The organism is Streptomyces sp. NPDC016562 (assembly GCF_043076955.1).
GTDB lineage: Bacteria > Actinomycetota > Actinomycetes > Streptomycetales > Streptomycetaceae > Streptomyces.
This window is the reverse complement of record NZ_JBIBRZ010000002.1, coordinates 293563-317733: the sequence shown is the minus strand read 5'-3', so window position 1 is coordinate 317733 and position 24171 is coordinate 293563. Positions and strand designations below refer to the sequence as shown.

Genomic DNA, 24171 nt, shown 5'->3' with positions numbered 1-24171 from the left:
TATGTCACATTCTTTAGTGCCTGCCCAGACCGGTCCCGCACCCTCCTCAGGCGCGGGACCGGCCGGGAGCCGATCAGCTGCGGAGGGGGCCCTCACAGCTGTAACTCGTGGTGCCGGCGACCTTGTTGGACCAGATCTCCAGCTGACCGAAGGAGCAGTTCATGTCGGCGAGGTTGTTGGAGGCCGCGCCCGCACGGTCGAGGATGAAGTAGTCGACCGTCTCCGACACGTCCTTGAAGTTCTGGTCGTCGCTGCGCCAGTTCTTCAGGTTCGCGGTGATGCGTCCGGTACAGGTGAAGCGGCGCTTGCCGGGGTCGCCGTTCTCCACGCAGTCCGGGGTGTTGTACGTGGCCGTGGCGAAGGCCGACTTCACCGACGAGAGCGCCGAATCCCGCAGCTGGTCGTTGGGGGTGAAGGTGGTGTTCGGCACGTAGAGCTGGTCGACCTTGGCGATCTGCGCGTCCAGGAAGCGGTCGTAGTCGCGCTGGAGGTAGGTGTCGGCGCCCATGCGGTGGCGCCAGGCGTCGTACGCCTGCACGTCGTTGTTCCGCAGGTGGGTGTACATCTCGCGCAGAAGGGTGGGCTTCTCCGTCCACAGGAATTCGAAGAAGGTGCCCGCGTAGCCGTAGAAGCGGAAGCCGTCGCCGTCGTAGGTGGCGTTCAGCAGCTGCTCCACGCTCATGCGCGGGCCGCCGCCGGCCGTGTCGCTGATGATGCTCTTGACCAGGGACTTGCGGACGGCGATGCCGTTGTCGCGGGTGGCGCCGTCGAAGAACTCGGCCGTGCCCTCGTCCATGGCCGTCGTACGGTCGCCCTCGTACCAGGGGCCTTCACCGAAGAAGCCGGGGACCGCGAAGCGGCCGTTGAGGTAGTGCGTGTACTCGTGGCGGAAGAGCTCTTCCAGGGTGAGGGAGGAGTCCTGCGGGACGCGCCGCTGGTAGGTGTAGAAGGTGGCGCCGTTCTCGATGTACATGCCGCCGTTGTTGGTGCCGTAGCCCGTCAGCATGGTCTGGTAGGTCACGTAGTCGGCGCGGGAGGCGTACAGCACGATGTTCAGCGTGGTGTTGGGGTCCCCGGCGAGCGGCTGCTCGGTGCCGAGCACGCGGTGGAACTGCGCCTTGACCTGCTTGCTCGCGTAGTACAGCTGGTCGACGGTGGCCCGGTCCAGCGCCGTGCGCACCTTGATGGCGCCGTTGTCGTAGGTGTAGGTGTTCGGGAAGAGCATCTTCTCGATGTCCTCCTTGCACACCCCGTACGGCTTGCACGCGTCGTAGACGTTGAGCCAGGAGACGACCGAGGCCCACGGCTCGCTGCCGTTGCCGAAGTTGGTCTTCGCCGTCTCCAGCAGGCCGCCGAGGTCGGTGACGGTCTGGTCCTTGAGGCCGTCGATCTGGCCGAAGCGGCCGTACTCGGACATCGCGTCGCGCACCAGCCAGGCGTTGGCCGTGCCCTTGAGGTGGGTGTAGGTCGCGAAGGCCTTGAAGGTGGCGCGGTACGAGGGATCGGCGGCGGCCGCGGTGTGGAAGGCCGCGTCCTGGTTGCCCGGGTAGACGCCGAGGTAGTTGACCGAGAGCCCGGCCAGCGCGGCGCCCGCCCAGGCGGCGTCGTGGTGGGTGGCGGGGTGGGCCGGGTCCATGGTCGCCAGGACCTTCTTGATGAGGCCGAGCTGGTGGTGGCGCAGGCCCGGGGCGCTGCCGGCGTACAGGGCCTCGCGCAGGGTGCGGGCGTTGGACGGCGTGACGTCGAAAGTGCGGGCCGCGTTGCCGAAGTCGGCGATCGCCCGGCGCATGGCGTCCACGGTCGGGGCGTCGGTGACGTCGATCTCGGAGCGCGAGTAGTCGTGGTAGGCGACCGCGTGCAGGTAGGTGAACATCTCCTCCAGGTGGGAGGAGTTGCGGCCGTCGTGTGCGGCGGCCAGGCCGGATATGCGGCGGGAGACGGCCTGGACGTGCGCGTCGGACATCACGGGCGCCAGCCGGGCGTCCCAGGTCCAGATGAGTCCGCGCAGGCAGCCGTCGGCGGTGACGGCCTGGTCGGCGAGGAAGTCCGCGAACTGCTCCGGGGTGAGGTTCTTGATCCCGTCGAGGGTGCAGGGGACGCCGGCGGCGACGCTCCGCGCGACCGGGGCCGTCTGGACCGCCTTGCTGGTCTTCTCGACGCCCTGGTGGGACACGGTGTCGGCGGCGGCCGTCGAGGCCCCGGGCACCTGTCCGTTGAGGGCCTGGCCGCCGGGTGCGGGGGCGGGCGCCGGGGTGTTGTCCTTCGGGTTGGCGAGGTGGTCGACCTCGTCGAAGGGGTTCCCGGTGGGTCCGGGGGCCGGGGCGGCCTGGGGGGCCTGCACTCCGGTGAAGGCGGACGGGGCGGCGGTCTCGGCGGCCTGCGTCGTGGCCTGTCCCGCGGTGGCGAGGAGGGTCACGGCAACGGCGGAGGCGAGAAGGGAAGAGCGCACAGCTCTGTGCTTGAGCACCGGAACTCCTGAAGGGAGAGGCTGAGGTGGGGGGTGGTGCGTGAACCGCGCAGGGTCGACGGATCTGCGTCAACTGGTCTGCGTCACACGGCGTTTGACGGGAGTTAACGTGCCGCGATGTGAGCTGTAACATAGTAATGTGAAATTGCACTGACAAGACCTGTGCGCCCACCAGTTCGCATCTTTCTTGAAGGAGCCTCGTGACCGACACCGCCGCCCGCCTCAACACGGGTAGTCACGACCGACCGGTATCCCCGGAGTTGTCCCGATTCATGGCGGGCAACTGGGCCGCCTCCCCCCTGCCCGACTCGGCCCGCGTCCCGGGGCACGCCGTCACCCCGGCCCGCCGGGCGCGGCTCTCCGCCCGCTTCCCCGGCGAGCGGCTGATCATCCCCGCCGGGGAGCTGAAGGTCCGCTCCAACGACTGCGACTACCGTTTCCGCCCCCACAGCGCCTACGCCTGGCTGACCGGCCTCACGGGCGAGGACCAGGCGGGCCACGTCCTGGTCATGGAGCCCTCGGGCCCGCACGCCCACGAGGCGGTGCTGTACCTGCGGCCGCGCTCACCGCGGGCCGAGGGCACCGGCGAGTTCTTCCGGGACCGGCGTTACGGGGAGTTCTGGGTGGGCCGGCGCCCCGACCTGGCGGAGGCGGAGCGCCTCACCGGCATCCGCTGCGCACACCTGGACGCGCTCGGCACCCCGGCGGGCCGCGACGCGGCCCGTGACGCCGAGCTCGCCTCCGCGCTGTCGGAGCTGCGCCTGGTGAAGGACGCGTGGGAGGTCGAGCAGCTCCAACTGGCCGTCGACCACACGACGGCGGGCTTCGAGGACGTCGTACGGGCCCTGCCGCGCGCCCTGGCCCATCCGCGCGGGGAGCGCTGGCTCGAAGGGGTCTTCGGCCTGCGCGCACGGGCCGAGGGCAACGGCGTCGGCTACGAGACGATCGCGGCGTCGGGCGCCCACGCGTGCGTCCTGCACTGGATCCGCAACGACGGCCGGCTGAACGGTGACGAGCTCCTCCTCCTCGACGCCGGCGTGGAGACCGACACCCTCTACACCGCCGACATCACCCGCACCCTCCCGCTGTCGGGCCGCTTCTCCCCCGTCCAGCGGCAGGTCTACGAGCTGGTCCTGGCGGCCCAGGAGGCGGGCATCGCAGCGCTGCGCCCCGGGGCGAGCTTCGGGGACTTCCACCGGGCCGGCATGCGGGTGATCGCGGAGGGACTGGCGGACTGGGGCGTCCTGAAGGACGCGGAGGGCGACCTGCACCGGCGCTACACCCTGTGCAGCAGCGGGCACATGCTGGGCCTGGACGTGCACGACTGCGCCAAGGCGCGGGCGGAGACGTACCTGGACGGCGTCCTGGAGGAGGGCCAGGTCCTGACGGTGGAACCGGGCCTCTACCTCCAGCCGGACGACGAGACCCTCCCCGCGGAACTCCGGGGCATCGGGGTCCGCATCGAGGACGACCTGGTGATCACCGCGGACGGGGCGCGCCTGATGTCGGGGGCGCTGCCGCGCACGGTCGCCGGGATCGAGGAGTGGATGGGGGCCCTGCTGGGGCTGTGACCGGACAGGTCACCACCCGCTCCCTGACCGGCTCCTCTCCCCCGGCGGGCCGCCTACTGCCTGGTCCAGCGCTGCGAGGCGTCGCCCGCGCAGGTCGACGTCACCAGGCCCTGGCTCATGCCCAGGTCGAGGCAGCCTCCGTTGGAGTCGTTGCGCAGGCTGCCGTCCGAACCGGTGCGCCACACCCGGTTGGCGTCCTGGGCGCAGTCGCCCACGAAGACGGCCTGGCCGAGCATGTTGGCGTACAGACAGCCGCCGCTCTGCTGGTTGACGAGCTTGAAACTGCCGTCGGACCTGCTCTGCACCTTCCACTTGGCGGACGCGTCCGCGCAGTCGCCGTGGTCCGAGGACCCGTAGACCTGGGTGATGCAGTGGCCGTTGTCGCCGTTGCGGTAGCGGTAGGTGCCCGACGCGGGGGGCGGGGCGGCGGTGGTCGCCCCGCCGCCGGAGGGCGCCGGGGTGCCGGCGCCGGTCGAGGTGCCGGAGGTCGCGGAACCGCCCGCGCCCTTCGACGTACCGCTGCCGCTGCTGCTGCCCGCGCCGGTGCCGGTGCCGGTGCCCGCGCCGGTGCTCGTACCGCCGGCGCCCGAGACGTTGGTCCCGGCGCTCCCGGCCTGGCCCTGGTTCGCGGCGGCCCCCTCGACCGTGCCCTCGGCGGGGGCCGGCGGCGGTGACGCCGCACCCGGCTGGCTGCTGCCCGCGGAGGCCGTCGGGTCGGCGGGCGCCACCACCGAGGTGGAGGGGGCGGCCCCCGCCCCGTCCTGCAGCGTGGACGTGTGCGGCAGGTACTGGAGGGCGAGCGTCGTACCGCCGGCGACCAGGACGACGGGGACGACCGCGAAGAACACGCGGGTCCTGCGCCGGCGTTCGGGCGCGGGCTCCTTGGCGGATTCCTTCGCGGGTTCCTTCACCGCTTCCTTCGCCGATTCCTCCGCGGGCTCCTTCACCGAGGGTGTCGCGGGCTCGCCCCCGGGCCCCTTCGCCGGGTCCGGCCGGGCTCCGGCGAGCGGGAGGGTGGGTACGTCGACCTCCTGCACGTCGGCGGCGAAGGCCGCCCGCTCCGAAAGGCGCGCGGTGATCGCCGCCGGCCACAGCGGGGCCTCGAACGGCCCACGGCTTGACGCGCGTTCGAGAAGTTCGGCCGCGGTGGGCCGCTCGTCGGGGTCCTTGTGCAGGCACGCCGCGACGACGTCCGCGAGCTCCGGCTCCAGCTCCCGCAGAGGCCCCAGGTCCGGTTCCTCGTGGACGATGCGGTACAGCACGCCGTGCCCCGACTCGTCACCGAAGGGCGGCCGGCCGCTCGCGGCGTACGCGAGCACCGAACCCAGCGCGAACACGTCGGTGGCCCCGCTCAACTGACGCGTCCCCGAAGCCTGTTCGGGCGCCATGTAGGCGGGCGTGCCCACGACCATGCCGGTCCGGGTCAGCTGGCTCTGCTCGGCGGCCCGGGCGACGCCGAAGTCGATGAGGGTGAGGCCGTCGAGGGTCAGCATGACGTTGGACGGCTTGAGGTCCCGGTGCACCATGTCCAGCGCGTGCACCGCCGCGAGGCCGGCCGCCGCCTCGCGCAGCAGCAGCCACAGCGCCCGCGCGGGCAGGGGGCTGCCGTTCAGTTCGAGGGCTTCCCTCAGGGTCAGCCCGGGGACGTACGCGGTGGCGAACCACGGGGGCCGCGCGGTGCGGTCGCTGTCGAGCAGCGGCGCGGTGGCCCCTTCGGGCAGCCGGGCGAGGTTGTCGAGCTCGTGCCCGAAACGGCGCAGGAAGTCCTTGTCCTCGCCGACGACGGAGGGCAGCAGCTGCTTGACGGCAACGTACCGGCCCTCTCGGACACCGAGGTACACCCGCCCCATCCCCCCGGCCCCGAGCCGGCCCACCAGCGGTATCGACCCGATCTGCCGCGGATCCTCCGCCTCCAGCGGCCCGGCCCCGCTCCCCCTCAGCTCCAACACGTCAGCCCCGTCTGGATTGGAATCAGTCCCCAGGAATCTACCTGACGCCTCGAAACCCAACCGCCTCTCCTGCTTTAGGAATTGGCCGATACAGCACTGGCGCCGGACCTCCCCAGCCGGCCCATGAGTTCCTCGACGAAGGCCTCGACGTGCGGCGGCCGCGGGCCCGTACGGGTGGCGCAGAACCAGGTGCGGGTCAGCGGCTTCGCACCCATGCGGACCAGGGCGAGGCCGTGCGAGGCGACGTACGGGGCCGCCGCCCAGTTGGGCAGCACCGTGGCGCCCTGGCCCCCCGCCACCATCTCGACGACGAGGTCGGTCACGACCGGCATGAGGGTGATGCGGGCGGGGCGGGCCCCCGCCGGGATCGGCAGCGGCATCGACGGGATGCGCTTCTGGTCGTAGAACTCGTAGAGGACCAGGTCGGCGCCGTCGAAGTCGCGGGCGGTCAGGTGCGCGCGCGAGGCCCACGGGTGCCCGGCCGGCACCACGGCCATCATCTCGTCGTCGAACAGCCTGGTCAGCGACACCCGGTCCATCTGGAGGTCGGGTTTGGTGACGAGGGCGACGTCGATCCGGTCGGCCAGCAGCGCCGGGATCGGCGCGTCGTCCGGGACGGCCTCGATGCGCACGTCGATGTCGGGCTCGCGCGCACGGAAGGCGCGGAGCACGGGCGGCAGCCACGGGAGCGTGGTACTGCACTGGGCGGTGAAGCGGACCCGGCGGTCGCGCCCGTCGCGGATCTCCCGCAGGTCACGGGTGGCCGACTCCAGCTCGCCGAGGACATGGCGGGCCGCCACCAGCATCCGCCGCCCGGCGGCGTTGGGAACCAGCCGACGGCCCTTGCGGTCGAACAGCGCCATGCCCAGGCGGGCTTCGAGACGGGTCAGCCGCTGGCTGAGGGCGGGCTGGCTCACGTAGAGCCGCTCGGCGGCCGCGGTCAGCGAGCCGGCCTCGGCGGTGGCGTCGAGGAGTTCCAGGTCACGCAGATCCATGTCCATAACGCAGGATTATGACATGCTCCAATTTACGTCGTGGTGTTATGAGTTGCGGCTCCGTAGGTTTCTGGTGTCAGCCGAACGAACCACGCCGTGAAAGGCCCCCACCTCATGACCGACACCACCACGACCGCCACGACGACCACGACCACCACCGCCCTGGTCACGGGTTCCTCCAGCGGCATCGGCCTGGACATCGCCCGCGCCTTCCTGGAGAGCGGCGCCAACGTCGTCCTCAACGGCCGGGACGCCGACCGCCTCGCGAAGGCCGCGGCCGGTCTCGGCCACCCGGAGCGCACCGCGTGGGTCGCGGGCGCCATCGCCGACCCGGCGACCGGCGAGGCGCTCGTGCGCACCGCGCTGGACCGCTTCGGCGGTATCGACGTCCTCGTCAACAACGCCGGCACCTTCGCGCCGAAGCCCTTCACCGAGGTCACCGAGGAGGAGCTCGACGGCTTCCTGACCGGCAACCTCAAGGGCACCTACCTCACCACCCAGGCCGTGGTACGGGCCCTGCGCACGCAGGGCCGTGGCGGCAGCATCGTCAACATCGGCACGGTCCTGGTGGACCACGGCCTGGCGGGCTTCCCCTGCTCCGCGCCGGTGGTCAGCAAGGCCGGTGTGCACGGACTGACGACGAGCCTGGCCGCCGAACTCGCCGCCGACGGCATCCGCGTGAACCTCGTGGCGCCCGGCATCATCCGCACCCCGCTGCACGCCGGCTCCGACGTGGACTCCTTCGGCGGACTGGCCCTGCTGGACCGGGTCGGCGAGGTCGACGAGATCTCCGAGGCGGTGCTGTACCTCGCGGGCGCCACCTTCGTCACGGGCCACGCCCTCCGCGTGGACGGCGGCCACGTCACGGGCCGCGCCTAACCCAGCCCTCCGCCCCGCCGACCACACGATCGACGGGGCGGGGCGGGCCTCGCCCTAGCCGTGGTCGCCCTCCACGCGGGTGAAGCGCTCCTTGAACGAGCACACCTGGTCCAGGTCCATGGAGACGCAGAGGACCGAGCCGTCCCTGATGACGCTCAATGTGATGCCGCAGTCTCCCTGGGGGATGTCGCGGAAGGTGACCCCGACGGTTTCGCCCGACTGCGCATTCCGGTCCATGCCCACCAGTCCCCCAGGAGCTCCCTTGTCCACGAGGAAGGCCCAGTTCCCGTGAGCCGCGCCGCTGGGGCAGCCGCGCACGAGCGAGGGATCAAGCCTCAGCCCCTGCGAGTCGAACGTGTGATCCGCCTGGAAGACCAGGCTGGCGCCTGCTCCTGTGACCCATTCGCCTGTGATTCCGCCGCTATCCGCCACCGCTCGCGGTTCTTCCGAGCCACCACACGCAGACAGCAGCAACACGCCGGCCAGGACGAACAGTCGAATCGCCAGGGGGAACCGACGCCAAGGCATTGCGTCTCCATACGTCGCGGGGAGGCGGGGCGGAGGTGTCATCCATCCCGCCCCCTCCAGTCGGCGGTCGTCTGATCGACCTCGTCAGCTGGCTCCCCCTCCAGCGGCTCTGTCCCGCTTCGCGCTGCCAGCCGCCGGCGCGTCCAGGTGATGAACTCGTCGTGTGGGCTGGCCAACTGTACGTCTGCCAGTAGGGATTCGATCTCCTCATGCGGAGCGTCATCGACTCGAAGGAGGATCTCCACCCGCGTGAGCGGCACGAGTCGCACGACCGGCAGAGCCGGGTGGCGGCACTCCTGCAGTAGATTCCTTCGGTCGAGAAGGTGGGCGATCTGCGGGACGGCCTCGTCATGCAGGACCGTCGCCAGGGCCTCGCCGCAGGTGAGGCCGTTGTCCTCGCGCAGGGCCCAGCGCTCACGAAACGGCATCGGGGAGTCCGGGGCATGCGCTGCCTGCGTCGGCGGGGTCACGCTGCCGGCCAGCACCGCGGGGCCGAAGGCGACGGGGGCTCGTGTGTCGCCGATGGCTGAGTGCCGGTGAATCCACTCCCTGTACGGCGCCGGCACGATGCGGTAACCGACCTCGAAGACGGCCGCCTCAGGGTCTACGTAGTGACGGGCGAACCCGAGAACGGCTTGGTCACCGTTTCCCGCGATCAGGCGGAAGGTGCGGCCGGACTTCTTGTAGCCCGCCGCTTTCATCACCGGGGCCACATACTGCTTGACCAGCAGGTCCAGCGGTCTCATCCATACCCCCTCACTGGCGTACGACCCTACCCCTGCGCCAGCTCGCCCCGCTGTGCGGGATGTCCAGATCGGCAGCGGCCGGGAACCGCAACGACCGCAGGGCCTGGGAGGGAGTCCGCGGAGGCTCGGAGACGTCTACGGGGCAGCCCTTAGAAGACGCATGTCGGCTCATCCCGCATTTCGGCGCCCGGAACGGACAGGCAGTAGTACTGCCCACCCGATTCGGGCTCCGCGCTGACGATGCGGAACACGTCCTCGGGGATGGTGAAGACCGCAATGCGCGATTCAGGCATGACGACTTCTCCTACCCGACGCTTCAGCACGGCGACTTCGCCTTCCGTGTCTTCGTCGTCGTGTACCCGGTAGAGCCCGATCGGGACGCGCGTGCCGGGCGGATATCCGTAGACGGCGATCTGGTGGCGTTTCCACTCCGCCTCGGTAGCGCCGGCTCCCTCTTCCCAGCCCAGTGGCACCTCGTTCGCAGTACGTAGATCACCCGAGCTTGCCGCCAGACGGAGTCGCCCGTCCAAGGCGATGGCCTCGCGAGCCGGGTCGGGCGGGAAGAACCACAGATATTCGCTCTGCAGCACGCCGTCGCCCTGGTCCTGGACCTCGATCGGCCGTCCGTTGAAGAGATCGCCACCTCCTCCCTCACTGCTGAGCTCGCTGACAAGCCTGAGGGGAGTGGCGTAGGCCCGGCCTCCCGCTGTCACCGTGACGGTGATCGTCTTGCTCTTCGGAAACCCGTACAGACACAGAAGCGACTGTCTGTTCAGCATGGCCCGTACGTTCTCGTCTTCGCTCGACGTCAACCAGACCAACGGGCGGTCCTTCGCACGATCGTTCAGGTCCTCGCTACAGCCGAACTGAGTCCCTGCCGACCCCCCGAGGTCGAACTGCTGGGACAGCAGGAAATCCGGGACGGCATGGCTCGACGGTCTCGGCTGTGTGGCGGTCGCGCTGCCGCGTTTCGTAAGCGAGGGCGCTGGGGGTCCGTGCTCCGCCGTGCAGCTGGTGATGGCGATCACGCACAGCCCTGCCAGCCAACACGACAGACGTCTGCTCACCCTTCGTCCTCTCACGATTCATCCCCTCGTCGGGTCTCGCAGGTCTGCTCGGCCCGACGCAGTTCCGTCGCGAAGGTCTGCTCGTACTGGTCGCGGAGCTTCTTGCTCGCCCTGCCTGCCTGTTCTGCGGCAGCGAGCTGGCGCAACACGTCCTGGTGGGCTGCACGGCCGCCCGCCAGATCGCAGCGGTTCAGGCTCCAGACCGCCAGAAAACCGTGCCAGATGGCCCGTCGGACCGGGTCCTGTTCGTGCGCGATGGCCTCGCGCATGTGGCCTTCGGCGGCCGCGGTATCACCACGGCTCGCGGCCTGGAGGGCGACGACGGACTCCACCAGCGCGAGGAGGTCAGCGGTACCGGTACCGTCCTGGGCCGCTCGGACTGTCGCTACGGCCCGCTCCACCGTGCCGTCGTCCTTCACCAGCCCGGCCGTGATCCTGCACTGCTCGACCTGCGCCAGGTACACCGTGGCGGTGAGCCGTCCGCGTTCGGTGATGTCCCGGTCCTCGGCGAAGGCGCGCATCGCCTGTGACACCTGAGCGAGATCCCGTGCCTGGACGGTCCCCGGCTTGCAGGTGTGCTCCGGGCCCAAAGCTCGGCGGTAGGTGTTGCCCTGCAGGCTGAGGGCAGCGCGCCACCCCGCGGGCGAGTCCTTGTCGACAGCGAGGTAGTCGGCTCGGGCAGCGTCCAGCAGCTTCTGGCGGCTGGAGCTGGTCTGGCCGGTCGCCTGTTCCTGGAGGGCATGGCCGTGGAACAGCCGGACCAGATCGAGCGGCACGAAGCCGTCCCTGGTGGGCTGTCGTTTCGGGTCGAGCAGGCCGTCGAGGATCCGGGCGGCCTCTTCGGGACTGCCGTTGCGCCAAGTGTCCAAGGCGTCGACGAACTCGGCGAGGGTGCTGAGTCGGCGCGTCAGCTCCGCGCTCAGCTGGGAGCGGCCTCGTGCCGACTCCCAGCCGCGGGCGACGAGGATGGGTTCGCTGAGGAACCAGCCGGCGAGCTCGGGCGAGTCCGGGACCTGATCGGCCCTGACGTAGACGGCTGGGCGCAGGGAGGTCTGGCCGGCCGGGTCCATGCTCACCAGGCCGCCGACGACGATCTCGGCATTTGTCTCTTCAGCGAACCGGGCAGTCTTCCGCTCCAGCCCGGCCCGGTGGTTTCCCTGGAGTTCGGCCAGCGGGAGCGACACCTCGCCGGCGTAGCTGCGGACGCTGGTCGCGGTGGGGATACGGCCCGCCATGTCGTGGGCGAAGGTGTCGGCAAGGTCGATCAGGACCCGCTCGTCCCGGCGCCCCTCGGGTTGGGTGAAGCCGACCACGGCCACGTCGCGCGCCCCGCTCATCCGGGCGAGTGGGGGCGGCGGGGGACGGAACGCGAAGAGCACGCTCACGCTGCCGAGAAAGAGGACCGCGGCCGCCGCCCACACCAGGACCTGGGACCGGCGGGAACGCTGTCGGAACTTCTCCTCCACTACGGAACGGACTGCCAGCACGTATCCGGCGAGCGCGGCCAGAATCACAAGGGCGAGCGGCACCGGCGAAAGAGCGGAACCGGACTTCTCCACCACGAGCAGCGCACAGGGGACGCACGCCGCGAAGACACCGAGCAGCGACCACAGCCAGACGGAGCCACGACGGTCACCGTCCGGCGATTCGTCCTGCGAGTGGGCTGGCATACGTGTCCTTACCCTGACCGCACCGGCGCGATTGCGTGCCGACCAGCACAGTAGGAGCAGGCAAACGGTCCCAACCGTCAACGCGTCAGACTTCCCGAAGGATTCCCCAGATCAGCGGCAGCAGTGAAGCGTGACCGGCGCTGCGAGCGTGCGACGCTGGGCCGTCGCGGACGGCGTCGAATGGAGGACATCCACAGTGCCGATGACCACGAACACGCGGCCCGGGCCGGCACGGCATTCGCCACACCGCTGGCGGGCGGTCAACGCGCGCCAGCGGGCGGTGGCGGTATGACACGGCCGGTCGGCGGGATGCTGCACCACGTGGAGCTTTGGGTGCCCGACCTGGAGCGGGCGGCCGTCTCCTTCGGCTGGCTGCTGGAGGCGCTGGGCTACACGCTCTTTCAGAGCTGGAGCAACGGCCGCAGTTGGCGGCTCGGGGCGACCTACCTGGTCGTCGAGCAGTCCCCCGCCCTCACCGCCGACGGGCACGACAGGTGTCGGCCCGGCCTGAACCATCTGGCGTTCCACGTCGAAAGTCCCGCCACCGTGGATGCGCTGGTCGCCGAGGCGTCGCAGCACGGTTGGAGCCTCCTGTTCCCCGACCGCCACCCGCACGCCGGCGGCGAACACACCTATGCCGCCTACCTGGAGAACGCGGACGGCTTCGAGGTCGAACTCGTCGCCCTCGGCCCACCCGGGCCGGCCTGACGACGATCACCCCATCCCCAAGGCCCTGACGCCCGCCCCGGGAGTGGACGCGGCGCCCGCGAAGGTCACCGGAGGACCCTCGCAGGCGACACTCCTGGCCGAAAGCCCTTGATGTCCAGTCAGGTCGCAGCGGCCTGCCCCTACGGGAGGACCGCCAGGCCGTCCAGCTCCACCAGGGCTTGTTCGTCCCATAGGCGGACCACGCCGATGACGGCCATGGCGGGGTAGTCGCGTCCGGCCAAGCGTCGCCAGATGCGGCCCAGTTCGGGGGCGTGCGTGCGGTACGACGCCACGTCCACCGCGTACACCGTCACCCTGGCCAGGTCCGCCGGGCCGCCCCCCGCCGCGGCGAGGGCCGCCAGGAGGTTGGTCAGGGCCACCTCGAACTGCTCCGGCAGGCTCTGCCCCACCACCTTGCCCGAGGCGTCCAGTGCGGTCTGACCCGCCAGGAACACCAGGCGCGAGCCGGTCGCGGCCACGGCGTGCGAGAAGCCCGTGGGGGGCGACAGCGATGCCGGGTTGATCCGGTCGAGGCTCATCCCGCCACCACCTCCCCCGCCCCGGAACCAGAACCGGCAGCGGCGCCCGCACCCTCGCCCGTCCCCGCCACCCGCGCCGCCCTGTAGAGCTCGCGTGCGATCACCGTCCGCTGGACCTCGCTCGCGCCCTCGTAGATCCGCGGCGCCCGCACCTCCCGGTAGAGGTGCTCCAGCAGGTGGCCCCGTTGGAGGGCGACCGCGCCGTGCAGCTGGACCGCGTGGTCCACCACGTACTGGGCCGTCTCCGTGGCCAGCAGTTTCGCCATCGCCGCCCGGCCCGGAACGTCCGCCGCTCCGCGGTCGTAGGCCCCCGCCGCCGCGTACACCAGCAGCCGGGCCGCCTCCGTGCGCGTGGCCATCTCGGCCACGCGGTGCGCCACCGCCTGGAGGTCGCTCAGCTTCCCCCCGAACGCGGCCCGGCCCGCCGTGTGCGCCAGGGTCGCGTCCAGCGCCGCCCGGGCCATGCCCACCGCGAAGGCGCCGACGCTCGGCCGGAAGAGGTTCAGGGTGTCCATCGCGACGCGGAAGCCCCGCCCGGGCTCGCCGAGCAGGTCCCGCCGGCCGACCGGCACCCCGTCGAAGGACAGGGCGCCGATGGGGTGCGGGGAGAGCATGTCCAGCGCTTCACCGCGCAGCCCGGGGCGGTCCCCCGGGACCAGGAAGGCCGACACCCCCTTCGCCCCCGGCCCCTCACCCGTCCGGGCGAACACGGTGTAGAAATCCGCCTCCGGGGCGTTGGAGATCCAGCGCTTCTCGCCCGTCAGCACCCAGCCCCCGCCCGACGCCGCCGGCGCGGCCGTCAGTTCGAGCGCCGCCGCGTCCGAGCCCGCCCCCGGCTCGCTCAGCGCGAAGGCCGCCACCGCCCGCCCCGCGCGCACCTGGGGCAGCCAGCGCTCCCGCTGCGCCTCGCTCCCCGCCCGCAGGACCGGGTACGCGCCCAGCCCCTGGAGGGCGAGCGCCGTCTCGGCCTCCGTGCAGCCGTAGGCGAGGGACTCGCGCAGCAGGCACAGGTCCAGCGCGCCGGAGGCGAACACCCGCTCCAGCAGGCCGAGCTCCCCCAGCGCGGCCAGCAACGGCCGGTTGACCCGGCCCGGCTCCCCCTTCTGCGCCAGCGGCCTCAGCCGCTCGGCCGACAGTGCGCGCAGCTGCCCGCACCATTCCTCCTGGTCCACCCCGAGCGCGAATCCGGTCATCCGAATGTCCCCGCATCTATCGCGTCCTGTTGACTGCCGTCACCATCACGATACGCTCGTGAGGAAGTCGCACGGCCGGATCCACCTCACCCGGGACCGTCGCAAGGGGGCGAACCCGCCTTGGAGCTCAAGCCTTCCGCTCACGTCGACACCTTCGCCCGTGACCATCTGCCCCCCGTGGACACCTGGCCGGAGCTGCTCTTCGAACTGCCCGAACTGGCCTACCCGGACCGCCTGAACTGCGGCGCCGAGCTGCTCGACGCGACCATCGCCCGGTTCGGTCCCGCCGGCGCCGACCGCCCGGCCTTCCGCAGCGCCGCGGGCGAGGTGTGGACGTACGGGCAGTTGCGCGAGCGCGTGGACCGCCTCGCCCACGTGCTCACCCTCGACCTGGGGGTCGTCCCCGGCAACCGGGTGCTGCTGCGCGGTCCCACCGGCCCCTGGCTCGCCGCCTGCTGGCTCGCGGTGATGAAGGCGGGCGCGGTGGCCGTGACCGTACTGCCCCAGCAGCGCGCGCGGGAGCTGGCCACGGTGTGCGCGATGGCCCGGGTTGGGCACGCGCTGTGCCATGCGGACGTCCTGGACGACCTGGTCAAGGCCGAGGTGCCGGGGCTGCGGATCACCGCCTACGGGGGCGGGGCCGAGGACGACCTGCTCCGGCTGGCCGAGCGGCACGAGGGGCCCTTCCCGGCCGTCCCGACCTCCGCGGACGACGTCGCCCTGATCGCCTTCACCTCGGGGACCACCGGGCGTCCCAAGGGCTGCATGCACTTCCACCGCGACCTGCTGGCCGTCGCCGACACCTTCTCCCGCCGCGTGCTGCGGCCCCGCCCCGACGACGTCTTCGCGGGCAGTCCGCCACTCGGGTTCACCTTCGGGCTCGGCGGGCTGGTCGTCTTCCCGCTGCGGGCGGGGGCCTGCGCGCTGCTTCTGGAGGACGCGGCGCCGCGGCGGCTGCTGCCCGCCCTCGCGCAGCACCGGGTGACGGTGCTGTTCACCGCGCCCACCGCGTACCGGACGATGCTGGACGCGCTGGGGCCGTACGACGTGGGTGCGTACGACCTCTCCGCGCTGCGCCGCTGCGTCTCGGCCGGGGAGAACCTGCCGGCCGCGACCTGGCGGGCCTGGTACGAGCGCACCGGCCTGCGGATCATCAACGGCATCGGGGCGACCGAGCTGCTGCACATCTTCATCTCCGCCGCCGACGAGGACATCCGCCCCGGTACGACCGGCCGGGTGGTCCCGGGCTGGGAGGCCCGGGTGGTGGACCCGTCGGGCCTGCCGGTCGCGGACGGCGAGCCGGGGCTGCTGGCCGTGCGGGGGCCGGTCGGCTGCCGCTACCTGGCCGATCCCCGGCAGGGGGAGTACGTACGGGACGGCTGGAACCTGACCGGCGACACCTACGTGCGCGACCCGGAGGGCTACTTCCGCTACGTCGCCCGGGCCGACGACATGATCGTCTCGGCGGGCTACAACATCGCGGGCCCGGAGGTGGAGGAAGCCCTGCTGCGCCACCCGGACGTGGTCGAGGCGGCGGTGGTGGGCCGCCCGGACGAGCGACGCGGGCAGGTCGTGGTGGCGTACACCGTCACGCGGGACGGCGTGGTGCTGACGGAGGAGGCCCTGCGCGCCTTCATGCGGGCGGAACTGGCCCCGCACAAGTGCCCGCGTACCTTCGTCTTCCTGCCCGCGCTCCCCCGGACGGCGACGGGCAAGCTCCAGCGTTTCCGGCTGCGCGATCATGGCGCGGACGGACAGGTTCTAGAGTGAACCCGTGGTCGAGCAGCACACCCCGCGATCTCTGATCGTCACGTTCTACGGAGCCTACGGACGGGCCTTCGAGGACGCCGTCCCGGTGTCCGCGCTGATCCGCCTGCTGGGCGCGGTCGGCGTGGACGCCCCGGCCGTCCGCTCGTCGGTGTCCCGGCTGAAGCGGCGCGGCTTCCTGCTGCCCGAGCGCGCCTCCGACGGCTCCGCGGCGTACAAGCTCTCCGAGGAGGCGCGGCAGCTGCTGGACGACGGCGACCGGCGCATCTACGGCAGCCGGGAGGCCTCCGACGAGTGGCTGCTGGCGGTGTTCTCCGTCCCGGAGCAGGAACGGCACAAGCGGCACCTGCTGCGCTCGCGCCTGGCCCGGCTCGGCTTCGGAGCGGTGGCGCCGGGTGTCTGGATCGCCCCGGCCCGGCTGGCCGAGGAGACCGGGCACACCCTGGAGCGCCTGCAGCTGACGCCGTACGTGGAGCTGTTCCGCGGCGCCCACCTCGGCTTCGCGCCGACCGCGCAGGCCGTGGCCCGCTGGTGGGACCTGACCTCCCTGGCCAAGCAGCACGAGGAGTTCCTGGACCTGCACGAGCCGGTCCTGCGCGCCCTGCGGACGGGCCCGGACCCGACCCCGCAGGAGGCCTACCGCGCCTACCTCCTCGCCCTGGACGGCTGGCGCCGCCTCCCGTACGCCGACCCGGGTCTGCCGCGCGAGCTGCTCCCGGCGGACTGGCCGGGCGACCGGGCGGCGGCCGTCTTCGCCGAGCTCCACGACCGCCTGCACGACCTGGGCGCGGCCTTCGTGGAGGCGTGAGCGGGCCGGGCCGGCGTCGGTTCCGTCCGCGGGAAAACCGGATGCGCGCGGGCGTCGCGCCGCGCCAGGATGGGCCATGACCTGGACTTTCACCTCCGACCTGGAGGCCTATCTGGCCGCGGCGGGGCCCGCCGCGGCCGAGCGGCCCGTCTCCAACACGCTCCTGCTGACCGTGGCCGACGCGCTGGTGCGGCGCGGGCCCGGCGCCTACGGGGCCGCCCCGCCCTTCTTCGGCTGGTGGACCGGGGCCGACGGGGCCGTCGCCGGCGGCCTGCTGTGCACCCCGCCGTTCCCGATGGTGCTCGGCGTGGTGCCCGGGGAGGCGGTCCGGGAGCTGGGGGCCGCGCTCGCCACCGAACCGCTGCTCGCCGGGGCGCACGGGATCAACGCCCGCCGCCCCGACGCGGAGGTACTGGCCGAGGCCTGGGGGCGGCCCTCCCGGGTCGCCGAGGAGATCCGCCTGTACCGGCTGGACGGCCTGACCGCCCCCGACCCCGCCCCGGCCGGGCGGGCCCGGACCGCGACCGAGGCGGACCTCCCTCTGCTGCTGGAGTGGGTCACGGCTTTCAACGCGGAGGCGGACGTACCGGGGGCCGCCTCCGAGGTCGTGCTGCGCGACCGGATCTCGTACGGCGGCGTCCTGCTCTGGGAGGACGGGCAGCGGCCCGTGTCGCTGGCGGCCTTCTCCCGCCCGGTCGGCTCGGCCTGCCGCGTCGGCCCGGTCTACACCCCGCCCGAGCTGCGCAACCGCGGCTACGCCGCCGGGGTCACGCACGCGGCGAGCGAGGCGGCGTACGCGGCGGGCGCCTCGGAGGTCCTGCTCTTCACGGACCTGGCCAACCCGACCAGCAACGGCGTCTACCTGCGCCTGGGCTACACCCCGGTCGAGGACCGCGCCGAGATCGTCCCCGCGTGATCACGGAAGGAGCGCAGGAGGGGGCAGTACGGGAGGACGCGCCTCAGCCGCGGCCGGTGGGCGGGGGGCGGCTGCCCGCGCGGTAGGGGGCGGGCCAGGGGGCGGCCGGGCCCTCGTAGGACTGCTCGGCGGCCGCGTGCAGGGTCCAGTGCGGGTCGTAGAGGTGGGGGCGGCCCAGGGCGCAGAGGTCGGCGCGCCCGGCCAGCAGCAGGGAGTTGACGTCGTCCCAGGAGGAGATCGCGCCGACCGCGATGACGGGGCCGCCGAGGGCGCCGCGGATCCGGTCGGCGTACGGGGTCTGGTACGAGCGCCCGTACTCGGGGGCCTCGTCCGCGACGACCTGGCCGGTGGAGACGTCGATGGCGTCCGCGCCGTGGGCGGCGAAGGCGGCCGCGATCGCCACCGACTCCTCGGGCGAGGTGCCGCCGGGCGCCCAGTCGGTGGCGGAGAGGCGGACCGTCATCGGGCGCTCCGCGGGCCACACCGCGCGGACCGCGTCGAAGACCTCCAGCGGGAAGCGCAGGCGGTTCTCCAGGCTGCCGCCGTAGGCGTCGGTGCGGTGGTTGGTCAGCGGGGAGAGGAACCCGGAGAGCAGGTAGCCGTGGGCGCAGTGCAGTTCCAGCAGGTCGAAGCCGCAGCCGGCGGCGCGGGAGGCGGCGTCCGCGAACTGCGAGCGCAGCTCAGCCAGGTCCGCGTGGGCCAGGGCCCGGGGGTGCGCCGAGACACCCGGCCGGTAGGGCAGGTCCGAGGCGGCCACCAGCGGCCAGTTGCCCTCGGGGAGCGGCTCGTCCATGCCCTCCCACATCACCCGCGTCGAGCCCTTGCGTCCCGCGTGCCCGAGCTGGACACCGAGCGCGGTGCCCGGTGCGCTGGTGTGGACGAAGTCGGTGATCCGCTGCCAGGCCGCCGCCTGCTCGCGGTTGTAGAGGCCGGTGCAGCCGGGGGTGATCCGGCCCTCGGCGCTGACGCAGACCATCTCGGTCATCACCAGGCCCGCCCCGCCGAGGGCCCGCGCGCCCAGGTGGACGAGGTGGAAGTCGCCGGGCACGCCCTCCTCGGCCGAGTACATGTCCATCGGGGAGACGACGATGCGGTTGCGCAGGGTCAGGCCGCGCAGCCGCAGGGGGGTGAACATCGGCGGGGTCGTGCGCTGTTCGGGGCCCTCCTGCGGGCAGCCGAACTCCCGTTCCACCGCACGGGTGAACCGCTCGTCGCGCAGCCGCAGGTTGGCGTGCGTGACGCGGCGGCTGCGGGTGAGGAGGTTGAAGGCGAACTGCCGGGCGGGCTGGCCGACGTACCCGGCGATCTCCTCGAACCAGTGCCGGCTCGCGGCGGCGGCCCGCTGGGTGCTGGCGACCGCCGGGCGGCGGGCCGTCTCGTACGCGGCGAGGGCGGCCGGTACGTCCCCCTCCGCGCCGGCCACCGCTTCGGCGAGGGCGAGCGCGTCCTCCACCGCCAGTTTGGTGCCGGAGCCGATGGAGAAGTGGGCGGTGTGCGCGGCGTCTCCCAGGAGGGTCACGTTGCCGTGCGACCAGCGCTCGTTGACGACGGTGCGAAACCGCGTCCACGCCGAGCGGTTCCCGCGCAGGGGGCGCCCGCGCAGGGCCTCGCTGAAGATCTTGGCGCAGCGCGCCGCCGACTCGTCCTCGTCGCAGAGGTCGAGGCCGGCCGCCCGCCAGACCTCCTCGCGCATCTCGACGATCACCGTGGAGGCGCCGAGTTGGCTCTGCGGCCCGGAAGGCCTCGATGAGGGGCGGTGGTCGGGCGACGGGCGGGCATAGGGGTAGGCGTGCAGTTGCACGATCCCGTGCTCGGTCTCCGCGATCTCGAAGCGGAAGGCCTCGAAGGCGAAGTCGGCTGCGAGCCAGATGTAGCGGCAGCGTCCGCTGGTCACCGTCGGCCGGTAGTGCGCGGCCCCGGCCTCGCGGATCGCGCTGTGCACGCCGTCCGCCGCGACCACCAGGTCGTACGAGGCCGCGAGCGCGCGCACGTCGGGGGCCTCGGCGCGCACCCGCAGCCGCACGCCGAGCCCGGCGCAGCGCTCGTGCAGGATCTCCAGGAGCCGGCGGCGCCCGATGGCCGCGAAGCCGTGTCCGCCGGAGGTCAGCAGCCGTCCCCGGTGCACGATCTCCACGTCGTCCCAGCGCACGAACTCCGCGCTCAGGGCGGCGTGGACGAGGGTGTCGGCCCGCTCGATGCCGCCGAGGGTCTCGTCGGAGAGCACCACGCCGAATCCGAAGGTGTCGTCCGGCGCGCCGCGCTCCCAGAGCTCCACCGCGTGGCCCTGCCGGGCCAGCAAGGCGGCCGTGTACAGGCCGCCCGGTCCTCCGCCGACGACGGCCACGCGCAGGGCGCCCGGGGACATCGCGCTACCTGCCCTTCCACTGCGGCGGCCGCTTCCCGGTGAAGGCCGCGTGGAATTCCGCGTAGTCCTCGCCGTGCATGAGCAGGGCCTGGGTGGAGGCGTCCAGTTCCACCGACGCGGCCAGCGGCATGTCGAGCTGGGCGGTGAGCAGCGCCTTGGTCTGGGCGTAGGCGAGGGCGGGGCCCTCCGCGAGCTGGGCGGCGAGTTCGGCGGCCCGTACGTGGGCCTTGCCCTCGTCGGTGAGTTCGCTGAGCAGGCCGATCCGCTCCGCCTCGGGCGCGCGTACGGGCTCTCCGAGCATGAGCAGGCGGGTGGCGTGGCCGAGGCCGACGACCCGGGGCAGCAGGTAGGCGGCGCCCATGTCCCCGCCGGAGAGGCCGACGCGGGTGAAGAGGAAGGCGAAGCGGGCGCTGGGGTCGGCGATGCGGAAGTCGGCGGCGAGCGCGAGGACGGCGCCGGCCCCGGCGGCCACCCCGTGCACGGCGGCGATCACGGGGAAGGGGCATTCGCGCAGGGCGCGCACGACCTGGCCGGTCATCCGGTTGAAGTCGAGCAGCTGGGCGGTGTCCATGGCGAGGGTGGCGCCGATGATCTCGTCCACGTCCCCGCCGGAGCAGAAGCCGCGCCCCTCGCCGCCCAGCACGAGGGCGCGTACGGAACGCTCGCGGGACAGTTCGGCCAGCAGATCGCGCAGGTCGGCGTAGGCGCCGAAGGTGAGCGCGTTCAGCTTCTCGGGGCGGTCGAAGGTGACGGTGGCGACGCCGTCCTGGCGGGTGATCCGCAGGTGCTGCCACCGTTCGGTCGAGGCTGTGGAACCGGTGAAGGGGCTCACACCCTCGACGGTATCACCAAATCCTGACCACCGTCACAGAAGCGCGACACGTGGGGCGGGCGACCGCGCGGCGGACCCGCGCGGCCGGCGCATGACTATGCGTCACTCCGACGGCCCGGCCGGGCGAGCGTGGCGACGAGCACGGCCTTGATGGTGTGCAGCCGGTTCTCGGCCTCGTCGAAGACGATGGAGTGCTCGGACTCGAACACCTCGTCCGTCACCTCCAGGGAGTCGAGCCCGTGCCGCTCGTGGATCTCCCGCGCCACCTGGGTGCCCAGGTCGTGGAAGGCGGGCAGGCAGTGCATGAACTTCACGTCCGGGTTGCCGGTGGCGCGCAGCACGTCCATGGTCACGGCGTACGGGGACAGGGCCGCGATCCGCTCGTCCCAGACCTCCTTCGGCTCCCCCATGGACACCCAGATGTCCGTCACGACGAAGTCCGCCTGGGCGACGCCCTCGGCGACCTCCTCGGTCAGGGTGATCCGCGCGCCGCTCTCCGCCGCGAGCGAGCGGGCCGCGGCCACCACGGCCTCGGCCGGCCAGTAGGCCCGGGGGGCGACGATCCGTACGTCCATGCCCAGCAGCGCCCCGGTCACGAGGTAGGAGTTGCCCATGTTGAAGCGGGCGTCGCCGAGGTAGGCGAAGGCGATCCGGTCCAGCGGCTTGGTGCTGTGCTCGGTCATGGTGAGCAGGTCGGCCAGCATCTGGGTGGGGTGCCAGTCGTCGGTGAGGCCGTTGAAGACGGGGACGCCGGAGTGGCGGGCGAGCTCCTCGACGGCCTGCTGGCTGTCCCCCCGATACTCGATCGCGTCGAACATCCGGCCGAGCACCCGGGCGGTGTCGCGGACCGACTCCTTGTGGCCCATCTGGGAGCCGGCCGGGTCCAGGTAGGTGGTGTGGGCGCCCTGGTCCGCGGCGGCGACCTCGAAGGCGCAGCGGGTCCGGGTCGAGGTCTTCTCGAAGATCAGCGCGATGTTGCGGCCCTGGAGCAGGCGCTGCTCGGCCCCCGCCTTCTTGGCCGCCTTCAGGTCGGCGGCGAGCTCGATCAGGCCGCGGAACTCGGCGGCCGTGAAGTCCAGCTCCTTGAGAAAACTACGGCCTGCGAGGTCGGTGGCCATGGGGTCGCTCCAGCGTCACGGTGACAGGGGGTGGTGGAAGTCTATACGACGCTCCGTATTGATATACGGAGCCCCTCCCCTGCCCGCGCTCTGCGTCCGGCGGCGCCCGCCGCGCCCCGCCCCCGTCGGCCCCGCGCCTCTAGGTCACCGCGTCCCGCTCCACCGGGCAGCTCATGCAGCGCGGCCCGCCCCGGCCCCGGCCCAGCTCGCTGCCCGGGATCTCGATCACCTCGATGCCCTGCTTGCGCAGGTGCGTGTTGGTCGTCACGTTCCGCTCGTAGGCGACGACCACGCCCGGCTCCACGGCCAGGACGTTGCACCCGTCGTCCCACTGCTCGCGCTCCGCCGAGTGCACGTCCTGCGTCGCGGTCAGCACCCGGATCGAGTCCAGGCCGAGCGCCGCCGCGATGGCCCGGTGCATGTGCTCCGCCGGATGGTCGGTCACCTTCAGCTCCTGCGGCCCGTCTCCGGGCGCGATCGTGTAGGAGGGGAGCATCCCCAGCCCCGCGTACTGAGTGAACGTATCTCCGTCCACCATCGTCATCACCGTGTCCAGGTGCATGAAGGCGCGCCGCTTGGGCATGTGCAGCGCCACGATGGAGGTCGCCGACCCGGCGGCGAACAGGCCCCGCGCCAGCATCTCCACCGCCTGCGGCGTGGTCCGCTCGCTCATCCCGATCAACACCGCGCCGTTGCCGAGGACCAGCACGTCCCCGCCCTCGATGGTCGACGGGTAGTCCGCCTGCCCCTGCGACCAGTAGTGGAAGGCCCCGCTGGTGGTGAAGAGCGGATGGTGCTTGTAGATCGCCTCGAAGTGGACGGTCTCGCGCTGCCGGGCCGGCCAGCGCATCGCGTTGATGGACACCCCGTCGTAGATCCAGGCGGAGGTGTCCCGGGTGAAGAGGTGGTTGGGCAGCGGCCGCAGCAGGAAGCCGTCCAGCTCCAGGGCGTGGAAGCGCACCGACACCGGCTCGGCGTGCCGCTCCAGGAACTCCCGCTTGGTCATGCCGCCGACCAGCGCCTGCGCCAGCTCGGCCGAGGACAGGCCGTCGAAGACCGACCGCAGGTGGTCGGTGGCGAGCGGCCCGTACTCCTTCTCGTCGAAGACCCGGTCCAGTACGAGGTGTCTGGCCTCCGGGATGTCCAGGACCTCGCACAGGAGGTCCCCGAAGAGGTGGACCTCCACGCCCCGGTCCCGCAGCACGTCCGCGAAGCCGTCGTGCTCCTGGCGGGCCCGGCGCACCCACAGCACGTCGTCGAAGAGGAGCGCGTCCTTGTTGCTCGGTGTGAGCCGCTTCAGCTCCAGGTCGGGCCGGTGGAGGATGACGCGGCGAAGCCGCCCGGTCTCGGAGTCGACATGGAATCCCATGCCGTACACATTCCCAGACCGGACGGCTCTGTGAGGCGGGGTCGGCTCAGCGGGGCATGGCGAGGCCCAGGAGCGCCTCCGGTGCACCGGTGATTTCCGGGGCGATCAGACCCAGTTCGGGCGACTTGAGGTTGGGCACTCCGGAGTTGGAGGCGTCCGGCATGGTCAGCAGGCCGCCGGCGACCAGCCCGGGGGTCCGGGTGAGCAGGTCGGTGGCGGGAGCCTCCAGCGAGCCCTCGCCGTCCGTCTCCGGCTCGCCCAGCAGGTTCGGCACCGGGGTGGTGACGAGCGTCTCGCCGAGCTCGGTGCCGATCGGGAGCACCGGGAGCAGAGGGGTCGGGAGCATGTCCCCCTTGTGGAAGCGGGGCGCCTCGGGCGCTCCGACGACCGGAATCGGCACCCCGGTGGCCAGACGCGGGGTGTCCACGCCCAGCGTGGTCTTCACGGCGTCCAGCGGGACACCCACCGGCACCGAGTTGGCCACGGCCGGGGTGGCCGCGCCGGCCGCGGCCATACAGGTCATGAGTGCCGCAAGGCTTCCGCGCGCGGTCATCTTCATAGGTGACGTTCCGTCCTTCCAGGGTCGCGGACATTCCGCTGCCCTGGATGAACGATCCCGCCGGTGGGTTTCCCGGAGTTCTCCGCGAAAGTTCCCCCATACGACCTAATTACAGGCCGTACGGG

The 24171-nt window shown here is 72.2% G+C and carries 20 protein-coding genes; 6 read left to right on the top strand and 14 right to left on the bottom strand.

Translation table 11 applies throughout. From position 1 onward, the window contains the following. Positions 1–73: 73 nt before the first annotated feature. Positions 74–2467: a collagenase gene (locus ACF059_RS09325; RefSeq protein ID WP_392053716.1), complete on the bottom strand. Its 2394-nt coding sequence runs from the start codon at positions 2465–2467 to the stop codon at positions 74–76. Positions 2468–2667: 200 nt separating this feature from the next. On the opposite strand from ACF059_RS09325, the gene ACF059_RS09320 reads away from it, so the two are divergent. Then, positions 2668–4038, top strand: a complete 1371-nt coding sequence (locus ACF059_RS09320) for an aminopeptidase P family protein (RefSeq protein WP_392053712.1) — start codon at positions 2668–2670, stop codon at positions 4036–4038. A gap of 53 nt (positions 4039–4091) precedes the next feature. Here ACF059_RS09320 and ACF059_RS09315 read toward each other — a convergent pair whose 3' ends face one another. Further along, positions 4092–5987: a protein kinase gene (locus ACF059_RS09315; protein WP_392053709.1), complete on the bottom strand. Its 1896-nt coding sequence runs from the start codon at positions 5985–5987 to the stop codon at positions 4092–4094. A gap of 74 nt (positions 5988–6061) precedes the next feature. Further along, a complete protein-coding gene (locus ACF059_RS09310) occupies positions 6062–6988 on the bottom strand; it encodes a LysR family transcriptional regulator (RefSeq protein WP_392053706.1) in 927 nt (308 codons plus the stop codon). 108 nt (positions 6989–7096) lie between these two features. On the opposite strand from ACF059_RS09310, the gene ACF059_RS09305 reads away from it, so the two are divergent. Beyond that, a complete protein-coding gene (locus tag ACF059_RS09305; protein ID WP_392053703.1) occupies positions 7097–7861 on the top strand; it encodes an SDR family NAD(P)-dependent oxidoreductase in 765 nt (254 codons plus the stop codon). A gap of 54 nt (positions 7862–7915) precedes the next feature. Here the strand turns inward: ACF059_RS09305 and ACF059_RS09300 are convergent, their stop codons facing one another. The 4 genes from ACF059_RS09300 to ACF059_RS09285 all read right to left on the bottom strand — a co-directional run bounded on the left by ACF059_RS09300 (position 7916) and on the right by ACF059_RS09285 (position 11872). Then, complete coding sequence (locus ACF059_RS09300; RefSeq protein ID WP_392053700.1) at positions 7916–8098, bottom strand: hypothetical protein; 183 nt, start codon at positions 8096–8098, stop codon at positions 7916–7918. 329 nt (positions 8099–8427) lie between these two features. After that, positions 8428–9135, bottom strand: coding sequence for a DUF4304 domain-containing protein (locus ACF059_RS09295; RefSeq protein WP_392053697.1), 708 nt, complete (start codon positions 9133–9135; stop codon positions 8428–8430). Positions 9136–9284: 149 nt separating this feature from the next. After that, positions 9285–10163: a hypothetical protein gene (locus tag ACF059_RS09290; RefSeq protein WP_392053694.1), complete on the bottom strand. Its 879-nt coding sequence runs from the start codon at positions 10161–10163 to the stop codon at positions 9285–9287. A 50-nt stretch (positions 10164–10213) separates the two neighbouring features. Beyond that, positions 10214–11872 carry a hypothetical protein gene (locus tag ACF059_RS09285; protein ID WP_392053691.1) on the bottom strand — a complete coding sequence of 553 codons (1659 nt, stop codon included), beginning with the start codon at positions 11870–11872 and terminating at the stop codon, positions 10214–10216. A 288-nt stretch (positions 11873–12160) separates the two neighbouring features. On the opposite strand from ACF059_RS09285, the gene ACF059_RS09280 reads away from it, so the two are divergent. After that, the gene (locus ACF059_RS09280; RefSeq protein WP_392053688.1) at positions 12161–12580 is read left to right on the top strand and encodes a VOC family protein; all 420 of its coding nucleotides are present in this window, start codon (positions 12161–12163) and stop codon (positions 12578–12580) included. A gap of 140 nt (positions 12581–12720) precedes the next feature. Here ACF059_RS09280 and ACF059_RS09275 read toward each other — a convergent pair whose 3' ends face one another. After that, entirely contained in the window at positions 12721–13119 is a 399-nt protein-coding gene (locus ACF059_RS09275; protein ID WP_392053685.1) for a RidA family protein, read from the bottom strand. Then, the gene (locus ACF059_RS09270) at positions 13116–14312 is read right to left on the bottom strand and encodes an acyl-CoA dehydrogenase family protein (protein ID WP_392053682.1); all 1197 of its coding nucleotides are present in this window, start codon (positions 14310–14312) and stop codon (positions 13116–13118) included. Before ACF059_RS09270 ends, ACF059_RS09275 begins: the two co-directional genes overlap by 4 nt. A gap of 120 nt (positions 14313–14432) precedes the next feature. Here ACF059_RS09270 and ACF059_RS09265 point away from each other — a divergent pair, with 120 nt between their 5' ends. The 3 genes from ACF059_RS09265 (at position 14433) to ACF059_RS09255 (ending at position 17803) form a co-directional block, all read left to right on the top strand. Beyond that, on the top strand, positions 14433–16082 hold the full coding sequence (locus ACF059_RS09265) for an AMP-binding protein (RefSeq protein ID WP_392053679.1): 1650 nt from the start codon (positions 14433–14435) through the stop codon (positions 16080–16082). 4 nt (positions 16083–16086) lie between these two features. Continuing rightward, positions 16087–16887, top strand: coding sequence for a PaaX family transcriptional regulator C-terminal domain-containing protein (locus ACF059_RS09260; protein ID WP_392053676.1), 801 nt, complete (start codon positions 16087–16089; stop codon positions 16885–16887). A gap of 76 nt (positions 16888–16963) precedes the next feature. Then, a complete protein-coding gene (locus ACF059_RS09255) occupies positions 16964–17803 on the top strand; it encodes a GNAT family N-acetyltransferase (protein WP_392053673.1) in 840 nt (279 codons plus the stop codon). 43 nt (positions 17804–17846) lie between these two features. Here ACF059_RS09255 and ACF059_RS09250 read toward each other — a convergent pair whose 3' ends face one another. The 5 genes from ACF059_RS09250 to ACF059_RS09230 all read right to left on the bottom strand — a co-directional run bounded on the left by ACF059_RS09250 (position 17847) and on the right by ACF059_RS09230 (position 24010). Next, a complete protein-coding gene (locus ACF059_RS09250; RefSeq protein WP_392053671.1) occupies positions 17847–20168 on the bottom strand; it encodes a bifunctional salicylyl-CoA 5-hydroxylase/oxidoreductase in 2322 nt (773 codons plus the stop codon). A 4-nt stretch (positions 20169–20172) separates the two neighbouring features. Continuing rightward, positions 20173–21000: an enoyl-CoA hydratase family protein gene (locus ACF059_RS09245; protein WP_392053668.1), complete on the bottom strand. Its 828-nt coding sequence runs from the start codon at positions 20998–21000 to the stop codon at positions 20173–20175. Between the two features lie 95 nt (positions 21001–21095). Continuing rightward, the gene (gene argF / locus ACF059_RS09240) at positions 21096–22118 is read right to left on the bottom strand and encodes an ornithine carbamoyltransferase (protein ID WP_361940157.1); all 1023 of its coding nucleotides are present in this window, start codon (positions 22116–22118) and stop codon (positions 21096–21098) included. A 139-nt stretch (positions 22119–22257) separates the two neighbouring features. Further along, complete coding sequence (locus tag ACF059_RS09235) at positions 22258–23487, bottom strand: arginine deiminase (RefSeq protein WP_392053665.1); 1230 nt, start codon at positions 23485–23487, stop codon at positions 22258–22260. Positions 23488–23533: 46 nt separating this feature from the next. Then, a complete protein-coding gene (locus ACF059_RS09230) occupies positions 23534–24010 on the bottom strand; it encodes a hypothetical protein (protein ID WP_392053662.1) in 477 nt (158 codons plus the stop codon). Positions 24011–24171 lie beyond the last annotated feature (161 nt).